Consider the following 18873-nt stretch of genomic DNA (forward strand, 5'->3'; position numbering starts at 1 on the left):
CGCAAGCCTGGACGGCGCCGGGTATGAGGCTGCGCAAAAGTGCGTACAATTTGGCTTTGGCCGGCCATTCAGCCGCCGGCCGCCTTATTGATAGAGAGTCATGCATATGAACACCCCGCCGCGCCACGACGACGACAACGCCGTCATCATCGCCAATACCGTCGCCTGGCTGGAAAAGGCCGTGATCGGCCTGAACCTGTGCCCGTTCGCCAAGGCCGTGCACGTCAAGAAACAGATCCGCTACGTGGTGTGCGAGTCGGAAAATCCGGAAGATTTGCTGGCGCTGCTGATGGACGAGCTGCAAATCCTGGCCGACACGGACCCCGAGCAGATCGACACGACCCTGCTGATCCACCCGTACACGCTCAACGATTTCCTCGACTACAACGAATTCCTCGATGTGGCCGATGCGGCCGTGGAAGACATGCACCTGGCTGGCGAGCTGCAGGTGGCCAGTTTCCACCCGCACTACCAGTTCGCGGAAACGTTCGAGGACGATATCAGCAACTACACCAACCGCTCGCCGTATCCGACCCTGCACCTGCTGCGCGAAGACAGCATCGAGCGGGCCGTCGAGGCCTTCCCGGAAGCGTCCGAGATTTTCGACAAGAATATCGCCACCCTGGAAAAGCTGGGCATCGAAGGCTGGGAGCAACTCGGCTTGCCGAAGGTGTCCTGATGGCCGACAAGGACTTGCCGCTCCGCCCCGACACGCCGTGCGTGGCCGTGTGCTCGACGACGTTCGATGAAATCTGCCGCGGCTGCGGCCGCAGCGTGGTGGAAGTGGCCCACTGGGTGTCGATGACGGATGAAGAGAAGGAAGTGGTGTGGGTGCGCATCCTGGCGCAAGGCTATCCGCGCCGGAATACTTGAACAGCGACGCAACAGGGAAGTATCCCTATTGCGTCGGCGCTTGAGCAAATCGTCGCCGCTCGCGACGATTTGCTTGGGCGTCTCAGAAACTGCCGATGAAGTCTTTCTTGCCGACTTCGATGCCGTTATGGCGCAGGATGTCGTACGCCGTCGTCGCGTGGAAGAAGAAGTGCGGCAGCGCGTAGTGGAACAGATACGTCTGGCCCGTGAAATGCTTGGTCTTTTCGCCGCTGCCGGTGGTGATGGCGCGCGTTTCGCTGCCGTCGATGTCCGCTTGCGGCAGGCTTTCCAGGAAGGCGATGGTTTTCACGATGCGCGCCTTCAGTTCCGCAAAACTCTGTTCGCTGTCTTCATACGGCGGCACGGCCACGCCGGCCAGGCGCGCGCCGCAGCCCTTGGCGAAGTCGGTGGCGATCTGGATCTGGCGCACGAACGGCAGCATGTCCGGGAACAAACGGAATTGCAGCAGGGCGTTCGGGTCGATTTTCTTGTCTTGCGCGTGCGTTTCCGCCTTGTCGAGGATGGCGGCCAGGCTGCCCAGGATCTGTTTGAAGACGGGAATCGATGCGGAATAGATGGAGAAGGTCATGGTGGTTCCTCTAGGTGAAGTGGCGCGATGATAGCAAGCCGCGCGCTTTTCTGCTGGCGCCCGCTCTGCGCGCTGGCCGGCGTGTGGTTTTTCAGTCCTGTCTATATGGCATGACGTCACTGCCTGCGCGTGTTTATTGGTGACTTTTCCCGCTTTTTCCATGCATAATTGCTTCTGAAAAAGTTTCTTCCCGCCCTATCACCCACGCTCCCCTGTAAAGTTCGATGATCGCTCGCCTGATCCCTGTTGCCCTGTTCCTGCATGTCTAATTCTCCCTATCAACGCCTGCGTTCCAGCCTGAGCGCCCTGTACGGCTCGTCGATCTATGGCGCCCTGCTGCTGGTGGTGTTTGGCGGCCTCGTGCTGCCCGCCATCATCGGCAGCTACCTGCTGGTGGGCGTGCACGAGCGCCAGTCGGCGCGCACCAGCCTGAACGAGGCGCTGCAGCGCAATGCCGACATCCTCGCGCTGGGCATGCAGGAGTCCCTGTGGAACATGAACGCGGAATCGGCCCACTCGCTGGTCGAGTCGGTGATGCGCGACCGCGCCGTGCTGCTGGTGAAGGTGGTGGGGCAGGGCGATACGGAATTCATCCGCCTGCAGGCGCCGCAGCGCCCCGTCGGCAATCTGTACCGGGCCGAGCGCGACATCCTCGTGCGCGGCGAGCGCATCGGACACGTGGTGGTCGAGATGGACGATGCGCGCAGCCAGCAGGAACTGCGCGAAAAGCAGATGTCGTATATTTTCGTGCTCGGCGCGCAGCTGGCCATCTCGATGGCGCTGATCGTGCTGTTCCTGAACCGCCGGCTGCTGAAGCCGCTGCGCCGCCTGATGCGTTTTTCCGACCGCCTGTCGCATGGCGATTTCGACACGCGCCTGGCGTCGGGCAGCAATGACGAGCTGGGACGCCTGATGGCCCAGCTCGAGCAGATGCGCGCGGCCATCCGCCAGCTGTTCGAGGACGTGGGCCAGCGCGAAGAGCGTTTCCGCACCATCGTCACGCAGGTGCCGGGCGCCGTCTTCCGCTACCGTCCCGACGGCCCCATCGACTTCGTCAGCGACGCCATCGAGGAAATCGCCGGCTATTCGGCGCGCCAGTTCATGCGCGGCAGCACGCATGCCTGGGCCGACCTGATCTGTCCGGAAGACCGCCGCGAACACCGCCGCGCCGTCAGGCAGGCCATCGCCGAAGGCCAGCCGTATGCGCTCGAATACCGCATCGTCGACGCCTACGGCACCGAGCGCTGGGTGGCCGAGAATGGCCAGCCGCAGGCGGGCGAGCCGGGCGTGACCTGGGTCGACGGCATCATCGCCGACATCAGCCAGCGCAAGCATCACGAGATGCGCATCGAGGCCCTGCTGACGGAGCAGAGCGCCATTCTCGATAACGTGATGTTCGGCGTGATGTTCGTGCGCCACCGCCGCATCATCTCCGTCAACCGCCGCTGCGAGGAGCTGTTTGGCTATGATGCCGGTCAAATGACGGGCAATTCGACGGCCATCGTGTTCGCCACCACCTACGACTTCGAGGAGGCGGGCGAGCGCCAGTACCCGGCGCTGGCGGCCGGCGGCGACTTCAGCGAGGAGCGCCAGTACCAGCGCCGCGACGGCAGCCTGTTCTGGGCGCTGGTGAGCGGCTGCGCGCTCGACCCGCTGCGGCCCACCGAAGGCAGCATCTGGGTGTATGCCGACATCACGGCGCGCAAGGAGGCGGAGGAAAAGCTGCGCCTGTCGGCCACCGTGCTCGAGCACATCGCCGACGGCGTGATGGTGGTCGATGCCAGCGGCATCATCGTCACCGTCAACCCCGCCTTCACGCAGATCACCGGTTACAGCGAAGCCGAGGCGCTGGGCCGGCACTCGTCGCTGAACCGCTCGGCGCGCCACGACGCGGGCTTTTACGAAGCCATGTGGAACGAGCTGAAGGCCAGCGGTTTCTGGCGCGGCGAAATCTGGCACCAGCGCAAGAACGGCGAGGTGTACCTGGAGTGGCTGACCATCAGCGCCGTGCGCGACACGCGCGCGGCCACCACCCATTACGTGGGCGTGTTCAGCGACATCACCCTGATCAAGGAGTCGCAGGAAAAGCTCGACCACATGGCGCACCACGACCCGCTGACGGCGCTGCCGAACCGCCTGCTGTTCCACGACCGCCTGCAGCACGCGCTGCTGCGCGCCGCGCGCGACCAGGAGCAGCTGGCCATCCTGTTCATTGACCTGGACCGCTTCAAGAATGTCAATGACACCCTGGGCCACCATGTGGGCGACGAATTGCTGCAAAAGGTGGCCGGCCAGCTGTCGAAACGCCTGCGCGAAGGCGATACGCTGGCGCGCCTGGGCGGCGACGAATTCATCGTGTTGCTCGAACGCATAGATGGCGAATATGGCGCCACGCAGGTGGCGGAAAAGCTGATGACCATGTTCGAGCAGCCGTTCACGGTGGCCGGCCACGAATTATTCGTCACCTGCAGCGTGGGCATCAGCCTGTATCCGGACGATGCGCTGGACTTGAACATGCTGATCCGTAACGCCGACGTGGCCATGTACCAGGCCAAGGCGCGCGGGCGCAACGGCTACCGCTTCTATGCGCCGTCGATGACGGGCGAGGGCGTCGAGCGCCTGCGCCTGGAAACCTTCTTGCGCCGCTCGCTCGACAAGAACGAGATGTTCCTCAATTACCAGCCGCAGGTGGAAATCGACACGGGCCGCCTGGTCGGCGTCGAAGCGCTGGTGCGCTGGAACCATCCGGAGCTGGGCCTGGTGCCGCCGGCCCGCTTCATTCCGCTGGCCGAGGACAGCGGCTTCATCAACCAGCTGGGCAAATGGGTGCTCGACGAGGCGTGCCGCCAGATGATGCGCTGGCAGGCGCAGGGCTTGCGCGTGCCGAAGATGGCCGTGAACCTGTCGGTAAAACAGTTCGAGCGGGGCAGCATCGCCGGCATGGTCGCCGATATCCTCAAGGAAACGGGCCTCGAGCCGCAGCGGCTGCAGCTGGAAGTGACGGAATCCGTGATCATGAACACGGGCGACGCGCTGGGCTTCATCAACGACTTGCACGCCATCGGCGTGGGCCTGGCCATCGACGATTTCGGCACCGGCTATTCCTCGCTGGCGTACTTGAAACAGCTGCCCGTGCAAACCCTGAAGATCGACCGCTCCTTCATCAAGGATATCTCGACGGACGTGAACGACGAAGCCATCGCCATCGCCATCATCCAGCTGGGCAAGAGCATGCAGTTGTCCGTGATCGCCGAAGGCGTGGAGACGGAAGAGCAGGCGGCGTTCCTGCTGCGCCACGGCTGCAAGCTGGCGCAAGGTTATTTTTATAGCCGCCCGGTGCTGGCACAGGATATGCTGGAGCGCTGGCGTGATGATTAACTAATTCGATAGAGAGAGATCCCATGAGCAGAGAAAAAGCCACGTCGCGCCGCCGTTTTCTGCTTGGCGGCCTGGGATTGGGCGTGGCCGGCGTCGGCGCCCTGGTGCTGGGCTGGGGCGTGCTGCCGCCGCGCCAGCGCCTGAACGGCAGCGCGCCGCTGCCGGTGCAGGATGGCGCCGTGGCCCTGAACGGCTGGCTGGCCATCCAGACGGACGGCACGGTGATCCTGGCCATGCCGCGCAGCGAAATGGGGCAGGGCGTGCACACGGCCCTGCCCATGCTGGTGGCCGAGGAACTCGACGTGCCCTTGTCCAGCATCAGGCTGATCCAGGCGCCTATGGATAAAATCTTCGGCAATGTCGCCATGCTCACGGATGGCTTACCGTTTCACCCGGACGACCGGGGGCGCCTGAAGGCGCTGGCGCAGTGGACGGTGGCCAAGGCCGCGCGCGAACTGGGCGTGATCGTCACGGGCGGCTCGTCGAGCGTGAAGGATGGCTGGGGCCCCATGCGCGAGGCGGGCGCGGCGGCGCGCGCCATGCTAGTTGGCGCTGCCGCGGCGCTGTGGCAGGTGCCGGCCGCGCAATGCCGCACGCAGAACGGTGAAGTGCTGCACCCGGATGGCCGGCGCGCCAGCTACGCCAGCCTGGCGCGGCATGCCGCCAGCATCGATCCGGGCACGCCCGCCTTGAAGCTGCCCGCGGATTTCAAGCTGATCGGCCAGCCCGCGCCGCGCCGCGACACGCCGTCGAAAGTCAATGGCAGCGCGCGTTTCGGCATCGATGCGCGCCCGCCCGGCATGCTGTATGCGGCCCTGCAGCTGCCGCCGCGCCTCGGCGATACGCTCGCATCGTTCGACGCGGCGCCCGTGCTGGCGCTGCCCGGCGTCAGGAAGGTGGCGGACTTGACGGCGGCGCTGGGCCGGCGTGGCGTGTCCTGCGTGGCCGTCGTGGCCGACACCTACTGGCGCGCGAAGACGGCCGCCGCCGCCTTGCCCGTGCGCTGGGCGGCCGGGCCGCAGGCGGGCTTGTCCAGCGAAAGCGTGTTGGCCGACTTTGGCCGCCTGCTCGATAGTGAAGCGGGCTTTGCGTATTACAGCAGCGGCGAGGTCGAGGGCAAGGCCGTGCAGGCCATGCGCCAGGTCAGCGCCGAGTACCGCGCGCCGTTCCTCGCCCACGCGGCCATGGAGCCCGTCAACTGCACCGCCCAGGTGAAAAATGGCAAGGTGACCTTGTGGGTCTCGACGCAGGCGCCCGGCATCGCCGTCGACGTGGCGGCGAAAGTTGCCGGCGTCGACGCAAAAGACGTGGCGATCGAGGTGCTGCTGCTCGGCGGCGGTTTCGGCCGCCGGCTGGAAGTGGACATGGTGGCGCAAGCCGTGGCCATCGCGATGCAGTGCGATGGCGCGCCCGTGCAGCTGGTGTGGACGCGCGAACAGGATACGCAGCACGATATGTACCGTCCCGCCGCGCTGGCGCGCTTTACGGCCCGCCTCGACGAGCACGGCCGCATCGCGTCCTGGGACAACAAATCCGTCAGCGGCTCCATCACGCACCAGTTTTTGCAGCGCAATTTCGGCTTGCCGGGCGCGGGACCGGACAAGACCACGGCCGAAGGCGAATTCGACATGCCGTATGAAATCGCCAACCAGCGCATCGCCCACGTGATTGCCGACAGTCCCGTGCCGATCGGCTACTGGCGCTCGGTCGGGCACTCGCACAACGCCTTCTTCAAGGAAAGTTTTATCGACGAACTGGCCCATGCGGCGGGGCAGGATGGCGTCGCCTTCCGCCGCGCCATGCTGGTCCGGCATCCGCGCCACCTGGCCGTGCTCGATGCCGCCGTGGCGAAGGCGGGCAGTCCGCCACCGGGCCATGCGCATGGCGTGGCCCTGCACCAGTCGTTCGGCAGCATCGTCGCGCAAGTGGCGCAGGTGTCCGTGGAAAATGGCGACATCCGCGTGCAGCGCGTCGTCTGCGCCATCGATTGCGGCATCGCCGTCAATCCGAACATCATCGCCCAGCAGATGGAATCGGCCGTGCTGTTCGGCCTGTCGGCGGCCTTGGGCGGCGAGATCACGTTCAAGGCGGGGACCGTGCAGCAAAGCAATTTCCACGACTATCCCGTGCTGCGCATGGGCCAGACGCCGGAAGTGGAAACCATCATCATCGCCAGCGCCGAGCCGCCCGAAGGCGTGGGCGAGCCGGGCACGCCGCCGATCGCGCCGGCCGTGGCCAACGCCGTGTTCAGCCTGACGGGGAAACGGCTGCGCAGCCTGCCGCTGCGCCTCGCTTGATGGCTGTCAGGCCAGGGTGGCGGCCAGCAGCGTGCGCAGATTGCAGTCGCGCTGCCAGTCGCGCCGCTCCTGCGTGCTGGCCGCCAGCGCCGCCAGCTCGGTAGCGCTGAGCGCCTGCTGCGCCTGCACCATGCGGTGCGCCAGGCCGCCGTCGGGCAGCACGGTGCCGAAGAAGGCCACGTTGTCCTCGTGCTGGATCAGCAGGGTGGGGAAGTTTTCGATGTCGAGATCGCCTACGACGTCGGCCTGGTCTTCGATGTCGATCCAGACGAAGACCTTGTCCGGGTGGCGCGCGGCCAGTTCCTCGAACGTGGCGCGGTAGGTGCCGCACGTCCCGCACCATAGCGCGCACAGGCAGGCCACGGTCCAGCGCGGGCCGGCCAGGGCTGCCGCGACGTCGCCGCGGTTATCGGTAGTGAGGGTCAGGCTGTGCATGGCTTGTCTGCTTAATTAGTGGGGCGGGAGCGAATCCGCGTATTCTACCGCGCCCGGCCACGCCAGTCCCGGGAATGCATGAGCTTGTTTATCGGCGTTTTTTGATGCAAGACACCTTTCTAGTGGATAATGCTGGTAATTGCGCGCTGATTACGCTGGTCCATGCTGTTCCTGGCCCCGCAGCCTGACTCCTCCAGTCTGTTCTCAATGCCCTGCCCGGTGTCAGCGCAGCCCCGCCTTTGTTTATATTTTATTATGGAATTAGCCAGCTTATGTTGAGTTACCGCCACGCCTTTCACGCGGGTAATCACGCCGATGTGTTGAAGCATTATGTGCAGATTCAGTTGTTGCAATACCTGAATCAAAAAGATACCGCCTATAGTTATATCGATACCCACTCCGGCGCGGGCGTGTATGCGCTCGACGGCGGCTATGCCTCGAAAAATGCCGAGTACGAAACGGGCATCGCCCCGCTGTGGGACCGCACGGACTTGCCGGCCTCGCTGGCCGAGTACATGAAGCTGATCAAGGAAATGAATCCGAGCGGCAAGATGCGCTACTACCCGGGGTCGCCGTACTGCGCCGACAAGGTCGGCCGTGAGCAAGACCGTCTGCGCCTGTTCGAACTGCATCCTGCCGATGCGAAAATTCTGGCCGACAACTTCCGCAAGGTCGAGGCGCATGCGCTGGCCCAGGGCGAGCGTCCTACCGTGCGCGGCAAGCGCGTCATCATCACCAAGGCCGACGGCTTCCAGAGCCTGAAGGCGCTGCTGCCGCCGCCATCGCGCCGCGCGCTGGTGCTGATCGACCCGCCGTATGAAGACAAGATGGATTACCGCAAGGTCAAGGATACCCTGGCCGACGCCCTCGTGCGCTTCCCGTCGGGCATCTACGCCGTCTGGTATCCGGTGCTGCAGCGCATGGAATCGCGCCAGTTCGCCGACAAGCTCAAGCAATTGCCATGCTCGGACTGGCTGCATGTGACCCTGACGGTGAACACGCCGTCGCCCGATGGTTTTGGCTTGCACAGCAGCGGCATGTTCATTTTGAACCCGCCGTACACGCTCGAACCGATGTTGCGCGAAGTCATGCCTTACCTGGTCAAGGTGCTGGGCCGCGACGATGGCGCCAAGTTTGTCCTGGAAACGGGCAAGGGCGGCATGAAAAACACGGGCACCCGCCGCGTGTAAACGCGCGTCCTGCCTGTCCATCGGCGCGGCGCCCTGCCGCGCGGTGGTCGTGCCGCCTTTCCTGCGGCACAGCCGGCACCCCGCTTATGGGGGCGCTGGCGCTGGCGCCAGCGGCGCACGCTGCAAAACACGGCCCCAAAAGAGATGGCGTTATACTGCTTGCCAAGTGCCGGATTTACCCGGCGCCAGGCCCGCCGCGGCCCCAGTGCGGCACCGCTGTCTCCTTGAATGTGCTTATTCGTATGAATATGTCGCCGCTATCCCCTGTTTCTCCGCAGCACGATTTTTTCCTGGTCCGCCAGCCCATCCTGAACCGCGAGCAGCGCCTGGTCGCCTATGAGCTATTGCTGCGCGGTACGGCGCAGCAGCAGGCGGCGGCCGACGGCGACGCCGTGGCCGCCACGGCCAGCGTGATCGCCCACGCATCCGATGTGGGTATGGAGCAGGTGGTGGGCTTGCAGCTGGCCTTCATCGGCGTCGATGCGGTGGCGTTGATGAGCGACTTCATCCGTTTCCTGCCGCACCACCGCGTGGTGCTGGAAATCCTCAGCACGGTGCGCGCCACGCCGGCCTTGCTGGCGCGCATCAGCGCGCTGCGTCAGGAAGGTTTTCGTTTTGCCCTCGACAATGTGGCCTGCGACACGCCGGACGTGCAGCCCTTGCTGCCCTTGATCGACGTCATCAAGGTCGATATTTCCCTGCTGGCCGCGGAAGCGTTGCCGGGCCTGGCGCAGATGCTGGCCGTCTCGCGCAAGAAGTTGCTTGCGGGAAAGGTGGAGACGCCGGCCCAGTTCGAGCAATGCCTGGCGCTGGGCTTTGATTTTTTCCAGGGCTATTACTTTGCGCGGCCGATCATCCTCAGTGGCAAGAAAATGTCGGTCTCCGAGCTGGCCATCCTGCATTTGCTCGAGTTGATCCAGGGCGAGGCCGATAACCGCGAGATCGAGCACCGGATCAAGCATGACGCGATGCTGGGCCTGAACCTCTTGCGCTTGGTCAATACACCCGCCATCGGCACCGGCGCGCGCGTGGAAACGCTGGGGCAGGCCCTGCTGGTGCTGGGGCGACGCCAGCTGCGGCGCTGGCTGCAGATCTTGTTGTATGTCAAGCCGGGTGCGGGCGCGCAAGGCACGTCGCCGCTGTTGCAGCTGGCCACCACGCGCGGCAAGCTGCTCGAGCTGATGGTGGAAAGGCTGCGCCCCGGCCAGCAGCACGAGGCCGATATCGGCTTTACGGTCGGCATCATGTCGCTGATGGATGTGCTGTTTTCCATGCGGATGAGCGAAGTCATCAGCAGCGTGCGCGTCAGTAGCAAGGTCGGCGACGCGCTGCTGCTGCGCCATGGCGAACTGGGCCAGATGCTGGCGCTCGTGGAGCGGCTCGAGCAGGCCGACGACGGTCCCGCCACGCATGCCATGCTGGCGCAGCTGCGGCTATCCGATGCCGAGCTGCGCGCGATCCAGCTTGAGGCCTACGAATGGGTCAACGGCTATGTGCAGGGGCTGTCGCACGCCGCCCATTGACGCGCGCGCTTACTGGCCCAGCAGCAGGAAAACGGTCGGCTTCTTGTGGAAGTCCGGTGTCTTGCCTGCCGCCAATTGTTTCTTCCACTGTCCGCCATTCCATGTTTGCACGCTTTCCGTGTCCAGGCTCAGGTCGGTGGCGACGCAGATCAGCGTCGATGGCGCGCATTGGGACACCAGCGCCTCGAGCATGGCGGCGTTGCGGTACGGCGTCTCGATAAACAGCTGGGTTTGCTTTTCATGGCGCGAACGGCTTTCCAGCTCCTTGATGCGCTTGGCGCGCAGGGCGGCGTCGGTGGGCAGGTAGCCATTGAAGGCAAAGCTCTGGCCATTCAGGCCGCTGGCCATCACGGCCAGCAGGATCGACGACGGCCCCACCAGCGGGCGCACCTTGATGCCGTGCTGGTGCGCCAGGCGCACCAGGTCGGCGCCGGGATCGGCCACGGCCGGCACGCCCGCTTCCGACACGAGGCCCGCGTCGCGCCCCGCCAGCAGCGGCGCCAGCAAGCCGGCCAGCGCCTGCGCCGGGGTATTCACGTTGAGCTCGGAAATGGTGATTTCCTGCAGCGGCCTGGCCAGCGGATGCTCGATGCCGATCAGTTTCAGGAAGGCGCGCGCCGTCTTGGCGTTTTCCGCGACGAAATAATCAAGCTGCGAGGTGATCTGGCGCACCTGGCTTGGAATGATGTGGGCCAGCGCATCGGCCGCACTGTTGTCGGACAGGCCGAGGTGGTTGGGGATCAGGTACAGGGTGCCGGTCATATTCTTGTTGTCGATGTATTAAAGGGTGAAGAACGCCACGCCGGCGCGGCGCAGCATGCCCGTCAGGGCGATCAGCGGCAAGCCGGTGAGGGCGGTGGGGTCGGTGCTGTCGATGCGCTCGAGGATGGCGATGCCCAGCCCCTCGTTCTTGGCGCTGCCGGCGCAGTCGTACGGTTGCTCGAGGCGCAGGTAGGCGTCCAGTTCGGCATCGGGCAGGTCGCGCACGGTGACGCGGGTCTGGATGTCTTCCACCTGCGCCACGGCGGGCGTGTGGCGGCCGTCGAGCAGGCACAGGGCCGTGTGGAACACGGTCTGGTGCCCGCGCATGGCTTGCAGTTGCAGCAGGGCGTGGTCATGGTTGCCCGGCTTGCCGATCTGCGCGCCGTCCAGCGTGGCGACCTGGTCGGAGCCGATGACGAGGCTGCCGGGGAAGCGGTCGAGGACGGCTTGCGCCTTGGCCTGCGCCAGGCGCAGGGCCGTGGCGCTGGGGCTTTCGCCGGGCAGGGGGCTTTCATCGAGATCGGGCACGGCCACCTCGAAAGGCAGGCGCAGGCGGCTCAGCAATTCCTTGCGGTAGGTGGAACTCGATGCAAGAATCAAGCGCGATGGGGCGGAAGTTGGTATCATTCGGTAGCGGATGGCGGCCGGCATGGCCGCGATAGTAGGTGTCGTGATATGGGCCATGGCGATTCCAGCGGAATCCCGGGCACGGAGCCCGTCAATGAGGCTCCAGGCGGCATGGCGGTGTTGATAAATGCATCAAAAAAGATGCTTAGCCTTTGACTCGGCGCTCAAAACCCTGTTATTATCGCAGGTTTTCCGGGGAAATTTTCTACCAATGAATGCTTTTGTGATCGACGCCTTTGATTTTTGTCGTATCAGCGGGAGCCGCGAGGGTGTAACTCCTGTCGCTGAAATGACCCGGTTGACCAAGGATTGTGCAGATGCTTCCGGCGAGATCGCCTGGAAGGTCGTCGGCGGCACCAGCAAGCTGGGCTACCCACAACTGACCTTGTCGGTCAACGGCACCGTTCAGCTGGTTTGCCAGCGCTGCCTGACCCCGTATGCATATACGATAGATTCTTCGACTGTTCTGATGCTGGGCAAGGATGACGAGCACGCGGACGAGATCGAAGAAATCATCAACGATGAAACGATCGACGTGATTGTTGGCAGCCGCACCATGGATGCCACGGCCCTGATCGAAGATGAAGCCTTGCTGGCCTTGCCGCAGGTACCCAAACATGACGTCTGCCCCGATACGGCGCAGCTCGATGCTCTCAAGACTGAAAAGAAGTCGCCGTTCGCGGCACTGAAAGACTTGAAGCCAGAATAAGTAGTGCAGGAAAGGAAGCCTTAAAAACCGTAGCGAGCGGCCCGATATCGTCTCGAGTAGCGCAGGCGTACGAAGGTATGCTGAGCAACGCCGAGGCGAGAACGGGAAGCGCAGTAGGTTTTTTATGCTTCCAGTAAAGAACGTGTCAAACGCGTGTAGTAATCGAGTATGGCAAGTGTAGTGAAATGTAATTGTAATAAACGATGTCGGTACGGACTGTTTTCGGGTAGTCTTTGCCGCTGGGATACTCGATTCGCATGTATTTGCTAATCGATTGTGCTAAAATTTTAGAACTTATGTATTAGGAGTCATCATGGCAGTTCAACAGAACAAGAAAACCCCTTCCAAGCGCGGCATGCACCGTTCGCACGACTTCCTGGTCGCGCCGCAATTGAGCGTCGAGCCAGTTACCGGCGAAACCCACATGCGTCACCATATCAGCCCTAACGGCTTCTATCGTGGCCGTAAAGTGCTGAAGACCAAAAACGACGAGTAATCGACGTTTTTGTTGGGTAAGATGAAAGCGGTGTTGCGTGGTTATTCGGCGTGGCGCCGCTTCTTCTTTTTTATCGGCTGCAATTCATCTTGCACACCGTCATTTTGAATCAAGCTGCCCAGGTCTATGCATGATATGCTGCGCCCTGCATATGCTCCAGTCCGATTCACATCTTGCCGCACGCCCGCAGCGGTACTGAATCAACACAAATGACAATCAAAATTTCTATCGACTGCATGGGCGGAGATCACGGTCCCTCAGTCACTATCCCCGCAGCAATTTCCTTCGTAAAACATGAGCCTGAAGCCGAACTGATCCTTGTTGGATTGGAAGACGTGATCCGTGCCGAACTGAAAAAACATAAAGCCGACACGCATCCGCGCCTGTCGGTACTGCATGCCTCCGAACAAGTTACCATGGACGACCCTCTCGAAGTGGCCCTGCGCCGCAAGAAGGATTCCTCCATGCGCGTGGCCATCGAACAGGTCAAGAGCGGCGTGGCGCAAGCCTCCGTCTCCGCCGGTAATACGGCAGCCCTGATGGCCGTGTCGCGCTATGTATTGAAAACCATGTCGGGCGTCGACCGCCCGGCCATCTGCAGCATCTTGCCGAATCAAAAGAATGGTCCCACCTACATGCTGGACCTGGGCGCCAACGTCGATTGCGAGCCGCATCACTTGCACCAGTTCGCCATCATGGGTTCCGTGCTCGTGTCCGCCATGGAAGGCATCGCCCGTCCCACGATCGGCTTGCTGAACGTGGGCACGGAAGATATCAAGGGCAATGAAGTGGTGAAACTCACTTCCAAGCTGCTGCAGGCCGACCACGAGCGTGGCGCGCTGAACTTCTACGGCAACGTGGAAGGCAATGATATCTTCAAGGGCACCACCGACATCGTCGTCTGCGACGGCTTCGTCGGCAATGTCACCTTGAAAGCCATCGAAGGCCTGGCGCGCTTCATGAAAGACGTGCTGACGTCCGAATTCAAGCGCAATCCGATTACCATGCTGGGCGCGCTGATCGCCCGCGGCGCCCTGAAAGCCATCGGTAACCGCCTGAATCCTTCGCGTTACAACGGCGCCAGCCTGCTGGGCTTGCGTGGCCTCGTCTTCAAGAGCCACGGCAGCGCCGATGCCTATTCGTTCGAATGGGCCTTGCGCCGCGCCTTTGATGCGGCAAAAAATGACGTGCAAGCGCACCTGGCCAGCATGATTGCCGAGCTGATGCCGCGCACGCCAGTACCGGACGAACCTACATCAACAAGCTCTACCATTTAGTGGACGGGTACTTGCATGACTGTTTTTAGCAAAATCTACAGCAAAATTATCGGTACCGGCAGCTACCTGCCGGAGAAGCGCGTCACCAACCAGGATTTGACCGAACAGCTCGCCGCCAAGGGCATCGAGACATCGGATGAGTGGATCGTGTCGCGCAGCGGCATCTCGGCGCGCCATTACGCGGCGCCGTCGCAAAATTCCTCGGACCTGGGTGTGGAAGCGGCCAAAAAGGCCCTGGAAATGGCTGGCCTGAACGGCAACGACTTGGACCTGATCATCGTCGCCAGCTCGACTCCCGATTTCTTCGGCAGCTTCCCCAGCACCGCCTGCATCGTGCAAAACAAGCTGGGCATCACCAACAACTGCGCCGCCGTCGACGTGCAAGCCGTCTGCAGCGGCTTCGTGTATGCGGTCGCCACGGCCGACAGCTTCATCCAGTCGGGCATGCACAAGAATGTGCTGGTGATCGGTGCCGAGGTGTTTTCGCGCATCCTCAATTTCGACGACCGCGGCACCTGCGTGCTGTTCGGCGACGGCGCCGGCGCCATCGTCATGACGGCCTCGGCCGAGCCAGGCATCCTCGCCACCAAGCTGCACGCGGACGGCCGCCACTCGGACATCCTCAGCGTGCCGGGCAGCCTGGCCGGCGGCGCGCTGGCCGGCAGCGCCTTCCTGTACATGGATGGCCCGGCCGTGTTCAAGCTGGCCGTCTCCGTGCTGGAAAAAGTCGCGCACGAAGCGCTGGCGCACGCCAACATGACTTCGGACCAGATCGACTGGCTGATCCCGCACCAGGCGAACATCCGCATCATGAACAGCACGGCCAAGAAACTCGGCTTGCCGCTGGAAAAGATGGTCGTCACGGTCGACCAGCATGGCAATACCTCGGCCGCCTCGATCCCGCTGGCGCTCGACATCGCCGTGCGCGATGGCCGCGTCAAGAAGGGCGACAACGTCATGATGGAAGGCGTGGGCGGCGGCTTTACCTGGGGCGCCGTGCTGGCGCGCATGTAATACCGCAACACTATTAAAAAAACGGAGTCGACATGACACAATTTGCATTTGTTTTCCCAGGCCAAGGCTCGCAAGCGATCGCGATGCTCGACGGTTTCGCCGGCAACCCGGTCGTGGCCCAGACCGTGGCCGAAGCGTCGGACGCGCTGCAATTCGACCTGGGCAAGCTGATTGCCGAAGGTCCGAAGGAAGAGCTGGACCTGACGACGAATACCCAGCCCGTGATGCTGACGGCCGCCGTGGCCGTCTACCGCGCCTGGCTGGCGGCGGGCGGCGCCGTGCCGACCGTCGTTGCCGGCCATAGCCTGGGTGAATACTCGGCGCTGGTCGCCGCCGGCGTCATTGCGTTCAAGGATGCCGTGCCGCTGGTGCGCTTCCGCGCGCAGGCCATGCAGGAAGCCGTGCCCGTCGGCCAGGGCACGATGGCTGTCGTGCTGGGCCTGTCGGACGACGACGTGCGCGCCGCCTGCGCGGAAGCGGCGGCGGAAAATCCGGCCCTGGTGGTCGAGCCCGTCAATTTCAATGCGCCAGCGCAAGTCGTCATCGCCGGCCATACGGCCGCTGTTGAGCGCGCCTGCGAACTGGCCAAGGCCAAGGGCGCCAAGCGCGCCATGAAGCTGCCCGTTTCGGCGCCGTTCCACTCGTCGCTGCTGAAGCCGGCGTCGGATCGTTTGCGCGAATACATGGCCGGCCTGACGTTCTCGGCGCCGCAAATCGCCCTGATCAACAACGTCGACGTGGCCATCGTCAATGACCCGGCCGGCATCAAGGAGGCGCTCGTGCGTCAGGCCGCCAGCCCCGTGCGCTGGGTGGAAACCATGCAAAAAGTCGCGCTTGACGGCATCACGCAAGTGATCGAGTGCGGTCCGGGCAAGGTCCTGATGGGCCTGGCCAAGCGCATCGATCCGGTGCTGGTGGGCGATGCGATCGTTGACCAGGCGTCGCTGGAACGCATTTTGACGCAGCTCAAGTAAACAATAGATCGCGGCAGCCTGCCTGCCGCGCTTGCTTTTAAGGATACTCATGAATTTAGCAAATCAAGTCGTGCTGGTCACGGGCGCCTCGCGCGGCATCGGCCGCGCCATCGCCACCGAACTGGGCAAGCAGGGCGCCACCGTCATCGGCACCGCCACCTCGGAAAGCGGCGCACAGGCCATCACCGATTACCTGGCCGCCGAAGGCGTGACGGGCAAGGGCCTGGTCCTGAACGTGACGGATGCGGCGCGCTGTGCCGCTGTCGTCGACGAAGTGCAGAAAACCTATGGCAGCCTGTCGATCCTCGTCAACAATGCGGGCATCACGCAAGACCAGCTGGCCATGCGCATGAAGGATGAAGAGTGGGACAGCGTCATTTCCACCAACCTGTCGGCCGTTGGCCGCCTGTCGCGCGCGGTCCTGCGCGGCATGATGAAAGCCAAAACTGGGCGTATCATTAACATCACGTCGGTGGTGGCCTCGTCGGGCAATCCGGGGCAGATGAATTACGCGGCGGCCAAGGCTGGCGTGGAAGGCATGAGCCGCGCGCTGGCGCGCGAAATCGGCAGCCGCAACATTACCGTGAATTGCATCGCCCCGGGCTTCATCGATACCGACATGACCAAGGCGCTGAGCGAAGAGCAGCACGCGGCACTGCTGACGCAAATTCCGCTGTCGCGCCTGGGCAAGCCGGAAGATGTGGCGGCCGCCGTGGCCTTCCTGGCCTCGCCGCAAGCGGCCTATATCACGGGCACGACCCTGCACGTGAATGGCGGAATGTACATGAATTGATGCGAAAGCAAGGCGGGGCGGCCGTTTGTGGCATGATTCAACGGTCGTTTTTGTCTATAATCGCATCTTTTAGCAGCAGCTTCGGTCGAATTAGCAGCAGACACCGAAATTAGTATTCGGACGCGCAAACCTGATAAAATGCGCGCACTTTCCGTAACACACACTTTGGAGCCATAACATGTCGGATATCGAACAACGCGTTAAGAAAATCGTCGCTGAGCAACTGGGCGTTGCAGAAGCAGACATCAAAATCGAATCCTCCTTCGTCGACGATCTCGGCGCCGATTCCCTGGACACCGTGGAACTGGTCATGGCCCTGGAAGACGAATTCGAAATGGAAATCCCTGACGAACAAGCTGAAAAAATCACCACCGTGCAACAGGCGATCGACTACGCCACCGCACACGTCAAGGCCTAAGCCTGTCTGACCGACTTCAGGAGAATCGCTTGAGCCGTTCTAAAAACCGTCGTGTTGTTGTCACCGGCCTGGGCTGCGTTTCACCTGTCGGCAATACTATTGCCGAGGCGTGGGGCGCAATCATTGAAGGTAAATCCGGCATTGCCACGATTACCAAGTTTGATGCACAGCCATTCACCACGCATTTTGCCGGTGAAGTCAAAGGCTTCAATATCGAAGATTACATCTCCGGTAAGGAAGCCCGCCACATGGATACCTTTATCCATTACGGCATGGCTGCGGGCATCCAGGCGATCCAGGACTCCGGTCTGGAAGTGACCGAGGAAAACGCCGAGCGTATCGGCGTCATCATCGGTTCCGGTATCGGTGGCTTGCCGCTGATCGAGGAAACCAAGTCCGAGTACGAAAAGCGCGGTCCGCGCCGTATCTCGCCATTTTTCGTGCCTGCCTCGATCATTAACATGATCTCTGGCAACCTTTCGATCAAATATGGTCTGAAGGGCCCGAACCTGGCGATCGTTACGGCGTGTACCACCGGTTTGCACAGCATCGGCGCGGCAGCGCGCATGATCGAGTACGGCGATGCCGACGTCATGATCGCCGGCGGTGCCGAGTCGACCGTGTCGCCGCTGGGCCTGGGCGGTTTCGCCTCGGCGCGTGCCTTGTCGACCCGCAACGACGATCCGGCAACGGCATCGCGTCCGTGGGATACCGACCGCGACGGCTTCGTGCTGGGCGAGGGCGCTGGCGTCATGGTGCTGGAAGAGTACGAGCACGCGGTGGCCCGTGGTGCCAAGATCTATGCCGAAGTGCATGGTTTCGGGATGAGCGCAGATGCTTATCACATGACCTCGCCGCTGGAAGATGGCAGCGGCGGCAGCAAATCGGTGATCGCGGCCCTCAACAACGCAGGCTTGAACCCGGATCAGATTCAGTACCTGAACGCGCACGGCACGTCGACCCCGCAAGGCGACGTGGCGGAAGTGATGGGCATCAAACGCACCTTCGGCGAGCATGCCAAGAATCTGGTCGTCAACTCGACAAAGTCGATGACGGGCCATTTGCTGGGCGGCGCGGGCGGTCTGGAAGCGGTGTTTACGGTCCTGGCAGTACACCATCAGGTGTCGCCACCGACCATCAACATCTTCAACCAGGATCCGGCTTGCGATCTCGATTTCTGTGCCAACACGGCGCGTGAAATGAAGATCGATTATGCAGTGAAAAATTCGTTCGGCTTCGGCGGTACGAATGGCACGCTGATTTTCGGTAAAGCGAAATAAGCAGGAACTTTCAAGCGCTCACTGCGGTCAAACCGTAGTGAGCGCTGATTCGGCGCCAACGTTCGTTGGCGCCTGAATTTGCCCGACATGGTGTCGGCGCGCCTGATGTTTTTCCCACGTATATGTCGATCGCGGTAGCGGCTGTCATTCGCACGCCTGTCTGTTTGCGCTGGCTGCAAGCCATGCTTGCCTGCTGCGCGCTGTTGGCTGCCTGGCCGCTTTCGGGCGCTTGGCGGGC

18 protein-coding genes are annotated in these 18873 nt (G+C 62.7%); 14 read left to right on the forward strand and 4 right to left on the reverse strand.

Annotated features, from left to right (window positions below; all coding sequences use genetic code 11):
• The first annotated feature begins 106 nt into the window (after positions 1 to 106).
• Together O0880_RS07655 and O0880_RS07660 are read left to right on the forward strand one after the other, a co-directional pair.
• Positions 107 to 679, forward strand: coding sequence for a DUF1415 domain-containing protein (locus tag O0880_RS07655; RefSeq protein ID WP_071326332.1), 573 nt, complete (start codon positions 107 to 109; stop codon positions 677 to 679).
• Complete coding sequence (locus tag O0880_RS07660; protein ID WP_071322894.1) at positions 679 to 873, forward strand: DUF1289 domain-containing protein; 195 nt, start codon at positions 679 to 681, stop codon at positions 871 to 873. The genes O0880_RS07655 and O0880_RS07660 overlap by 1 nt, the downstream gene beginning before the upstream one ends.
• Positions 874 to 955: 82 nt before the next feature.
• On the opposite strand, the gene O0880_RS07665 is transcribed toward O0880_RS07660, so the two are convergent.
• Entirely contained in the window at positions 956 to 1462 is a 507-nt protein-coding gene (locus tag O0880_RS07665; RefSeq protein WP_071322895.1) for a DUF1993 domain-containing protein, read from the reverse strand.
• Between the two features lie 261 nt (positions 1463 to 1723).
• Between O0880_RS07665 and O0880_RS07670 the strand changes: the two genes are divergently transcribed.
• Positions 1724 to 4840 (forward strand): EAL domain-containing protein, encoded by a 3117-nt coding sequence (locus O0880_RS07670; RefSeq protein ID WP_289885867.1) that lies wholly within the window; start codon positions 1724 to 1726, stop codon positions 4838 to 4840.
• Between the two features lie 23 nt (positions 4841 to 4863).
• Positions 4864 to 7137: a xanthine dehydrogenase family protein molybdopterin-binding subunit gene (locus O0880_RS07675; RefSeq protein ID WP_289885868.1), complete on the forward strand. Its 2274-nt coding sequence runs from the start codon at positions 4864 to 4866 to the stop codon at positions 7135 to 7137.
• A 6-nt stretch (positions 7138 to 7143) separates the two neighbouring features.
• Here the strand turns inward: O0880_RS07675 and O0880_RS07680 are convergent, their stop codons facing one another.
• On the reverse strand, positions 7144 to 7572 hold the full coding sequence (locus O0880_RS07680; protein WP_071322898.1) for a thioredoxin family protein: 429 nt from the start codon (positions 7570 to 7572) through the stop codon (positions 7144 to 7146).
• Between the two features lie 272 nt (positions 7573 to 7844).
• On the opposite strand from O0880_RS07680, the gene rlmJ reads away from it, so the two are divergent.
• Both rlmJ and O0880_RS07690 read left to right on the forward strand, forming a co-directional pair.
• Entirely contained in the window at positions 7845 to 8762 is a 918-nt protein-coding gene (gene rlmJ, locus O0880_RS07685; protein ID WP_071322899.1) for a 23S rRNA (adenine(2030)-N(6))-methyltransferase RlmJ, read from the forward strand.
• A gap of 242 nt (positions 8763 to 9004) precedes the next feature.
• Entirely contained in the window at positions 9005 to 10285 is a 1281-nt protein-coding gene (locus O0880_RS07690) for an EAL domain-containing protein (RefSeq protein ID WP_289885869.1), read from the forward strand.
• A 9-nt stretch (positions 10286 to 10294) separates the two neighbouring features.
• On the opposite strand, the gene O0880_RS07695 is transcribed toward O0880_RS07690, so the two are convergent.
• Together O0880_RS07695 and O0880_RS07700 are read right to left on the reverse strand one after the other, a co-directional pair.
• Entirely contained in the window at positions 10295 to 11047 is a 753-nt protein-coding gene (locus tag O0880_RS07695) for an SAM-dependent methyltransferase (RefSeq protein ID WP_289885870.1), read from the reverse strand.
• 18 nt (positions 11048 to 11065) lie between these two features.
• On the reverse strand, positions 11066 to 11674 hold the full coding sequence (locus tag O0880_RS07700; RefSeq protein ID WP_289887315.1) for a Maf-like protein: 609 nt from the start codon (positions 11672 to 11674) through the stop codon (positions 11066 to 11068).
• 211 nt (positions 11675 to 11885) lie between these two features.
• On the opposite strand from O0880_RS07700, the gene O0880_RS07705 reads away from it, so the two are divergent.
• The 8 genes from O0880_RS07705 to fabF all read left to right on the forward strand — a co-directional run bounded on the left by O0880_RS07705 (position 11886) and on the right by fabF (position 18635).
• A complete protein-coding gene (locus O0880_RS07705; protein WP_071322902.1) occupies positions 11886 to 12383 on the forward strand; it encodes a DUF177 domain-containing protein in 498 nt (165 codons plus the stop codon).
• 313 nt (positions 12384 to 12696) lie between these two features.
• Entirely contained in the window at positions 12697 to 12879 is a 183-nt protein-coding gene (gene rpmF, locus O0880_RS07710) for a 50S ribosomal protein L32 (RefSeq protein WP_034749653.1), read from the forward strand.
• Positions 12880 to 13088: 209 nt separating this feature from the next.
• The gene (gene plsX / locus O0880_RS07715) at positions 13089 to 14156 is read left to right on the forward strand and encodes a phosphate acyltransferase PlsX (protein WP_071322903.1); all 1068 of its coding nucleotides are present in this window, start codon (positions 13089 to 13091) and stop codon (positions 14154 to 14156) included.
• A gap of 15 nt (positions 14157 to 14171) precedes the next feature.
• Positions 14172 to 15170, forward strand: coding sequence for a beta-ketoacyl-ACP synthase III (locus O0880_RS07720; protein WP_289885871.1), 999 nt, complete (start codon positions 14172 to 14174; stop codon positions 15168 to 15170).
• A 32-nt stretch (positions 15171 to 15202) separates the two neighbouring features.
• Positions 15203 to 16144 carry an ACP S-malonyltransferase gene (gene fabD, locus O0880_RS07725; RefSeq protein WP_071322905.1) on the forward strand — a complete coding sequence of 314 codons (942 nt, stop codon included), beginning with the start codon at positions 15203 to 15205 and terminating at the stop codon, positions 16142 to 16144.
• A 49-nt stretch (positions 16145 to 16193) separates the two neighbouring features.
• Entirely contained in the window at positions 16194 to 16937 is a 744-nt protein-coding gene (gene fabG / locus O0880_RS07730) for a 3-oxoacyl-ACP reductase FabG (RefSeq protein WP_166448064.1), read from the forward strand.
• 178 nt (positions 16938 to 17115) lie between these two features.
• Positions 17116 to 17355, forward strand: coding sequence for an acyl carrier protein (gene acpP, locus O0880_RS07735; RefSeq protein WP_008449912.1), 240 nt, complete (start codon positions 17116 to 17118; stop codon positions 17353 to 17355).
• 29 nt (positions 17356 to 17384) lie between these two features.
• Positions 17385 to 18635: a beta-ketoacyl-ACP synthase II gene (fabF, locus tag O0880_RS07740; RefSeq protein ID WP_071322906.1), complete on the forward strand. Its 1251-nt coding sequence runs from the start codon at positions 17385 to 17387 to the stop codon at positions 18633 to 18635.
• Positions 18636 to 18873: the final 238 nt, after the last annotated feature.

Source organism: Janthinobacterium sp. SUN118 (assembly GCF_030397695.1).
GTDB lineage: Bacteria > Pseudomonadota > Gammaproteobacteria > Burkholderiales > Burkholderiaceae_D > Janthinobacterium.

Bases quoted from the DNA above. Each gene is read 5' to 3' on its own strand.
- O0880_RS07665 (WP_071322895.1), bottom strand. From the start codon at position 1,462: ATGACCTTCTCCATCTATTCCGCATCGATTCCCGTCTTCAAACAGATC.
- rpmF (WP_034749653.1), top strand. From the start codon at position 12,697: ATGGCAGTTCAACAGAACAAGAAAACCCCTTCCAAGCGCGGCATGCAC.
- acpP (WP_008449912.1), top strand. From the start codon at position 17,116: ATGTCGGATATCGAACAACGCGTTAAGAAAATCGTCGCTGAGCAACTG.
- fabG (WP_166448064.1), top strand. From the start codon at position 16,194: ATGAATTTAGCAAATCAAGTCGTGCTGGTCACGGGCGCCTCGCGCGGC.
- fabD (WP_071322905.1), top strand. From the start codon at position 15,203: ATGACACAATTTGCATTTGTTTTCCCAGGCCAAGGCTCGCAAGCGATC.
- rlmJ (WP_071322899.1), top strand. From the start codon at position 7,845: ATGTTGAGTTACCGCCACGCCTTTCACGCGGGTAATCACGCCGATGTG.
- O0880_RS07680 (WP_071322898.1), bottom strand. From the start codon at position 7,572: ATGCACAGCCTGACCCTCACTACCGATAACCGCGGCGACGTCGCGGCA.
- O0880_RS07660 (WP_071322894.1), top strand. From the start codon at position 679: ATGGCCGACAAGGACTTGCCGCTCCGCCCCGACACGCCGTGCGTGGCC.
- O0880_RS07675 (WP_289885868.1), top strand. From the start codon at position 4,864: ATGAGCAGAGAAAAAGCCACGTCGCGCCGCCGTTTTCTGCTTGGCGGC.
- plsX (WP_071322903.1), top strand. From the start codon at position 13,089: ATGACAATCAAAATTTCTATCGACTGCATGGGCGGAGATCACGGTCCC.
- O0880_RS07695 (WP_289885870.1), bottom strand. From the start codon at position 11,047: ATGACCGGCACCCTGTACCTGATCCCCAACCACCTCGGCCTGTCCGAC.
- O0880_RS07670 (WP_289885867.1), top strand. From the start codon at position 1,724: ATGTCTAATTCTCCCTATCAACGCCTGCGTTCCAGCCTGAGCGCCCTG.
- O0880_RS07700 (WP_289887315.1), bottom strand. From the start codon at position 11,674: ATGATACCAACTTCCGCCCCATCGCGCTTGATTCTTGCATCGAGTTCC.
- O0880_RS07705 (WP_071322902.1), top strand. From the start codon at position 11,886: ATGAATGCTTTTGTGATCGACGCCTTTGATTTTTGTCGTATCAGCGGG.
- O0880_RS07655 (WP_071326332.1), top strand. From the start codon at position 107: ATGAACACCCCGCCGCGCCACGACGACGACAACGCCGTCATCATCGCC.
- O0880_RS07690 (WP_289885869.1), top strand. From the start codon at position 9,005: ATGAATATGTCGCCGCTATCCCCTGTTTCTCCGCAGCACGATTTTTTC.
- O0880_RS07720 (WP_289885871.1), top strand. From the start codon at position 14,172: ATGACTGTTTTTAGCAAAATCTACAGCAAAATTATCGGTACCGGCAGC.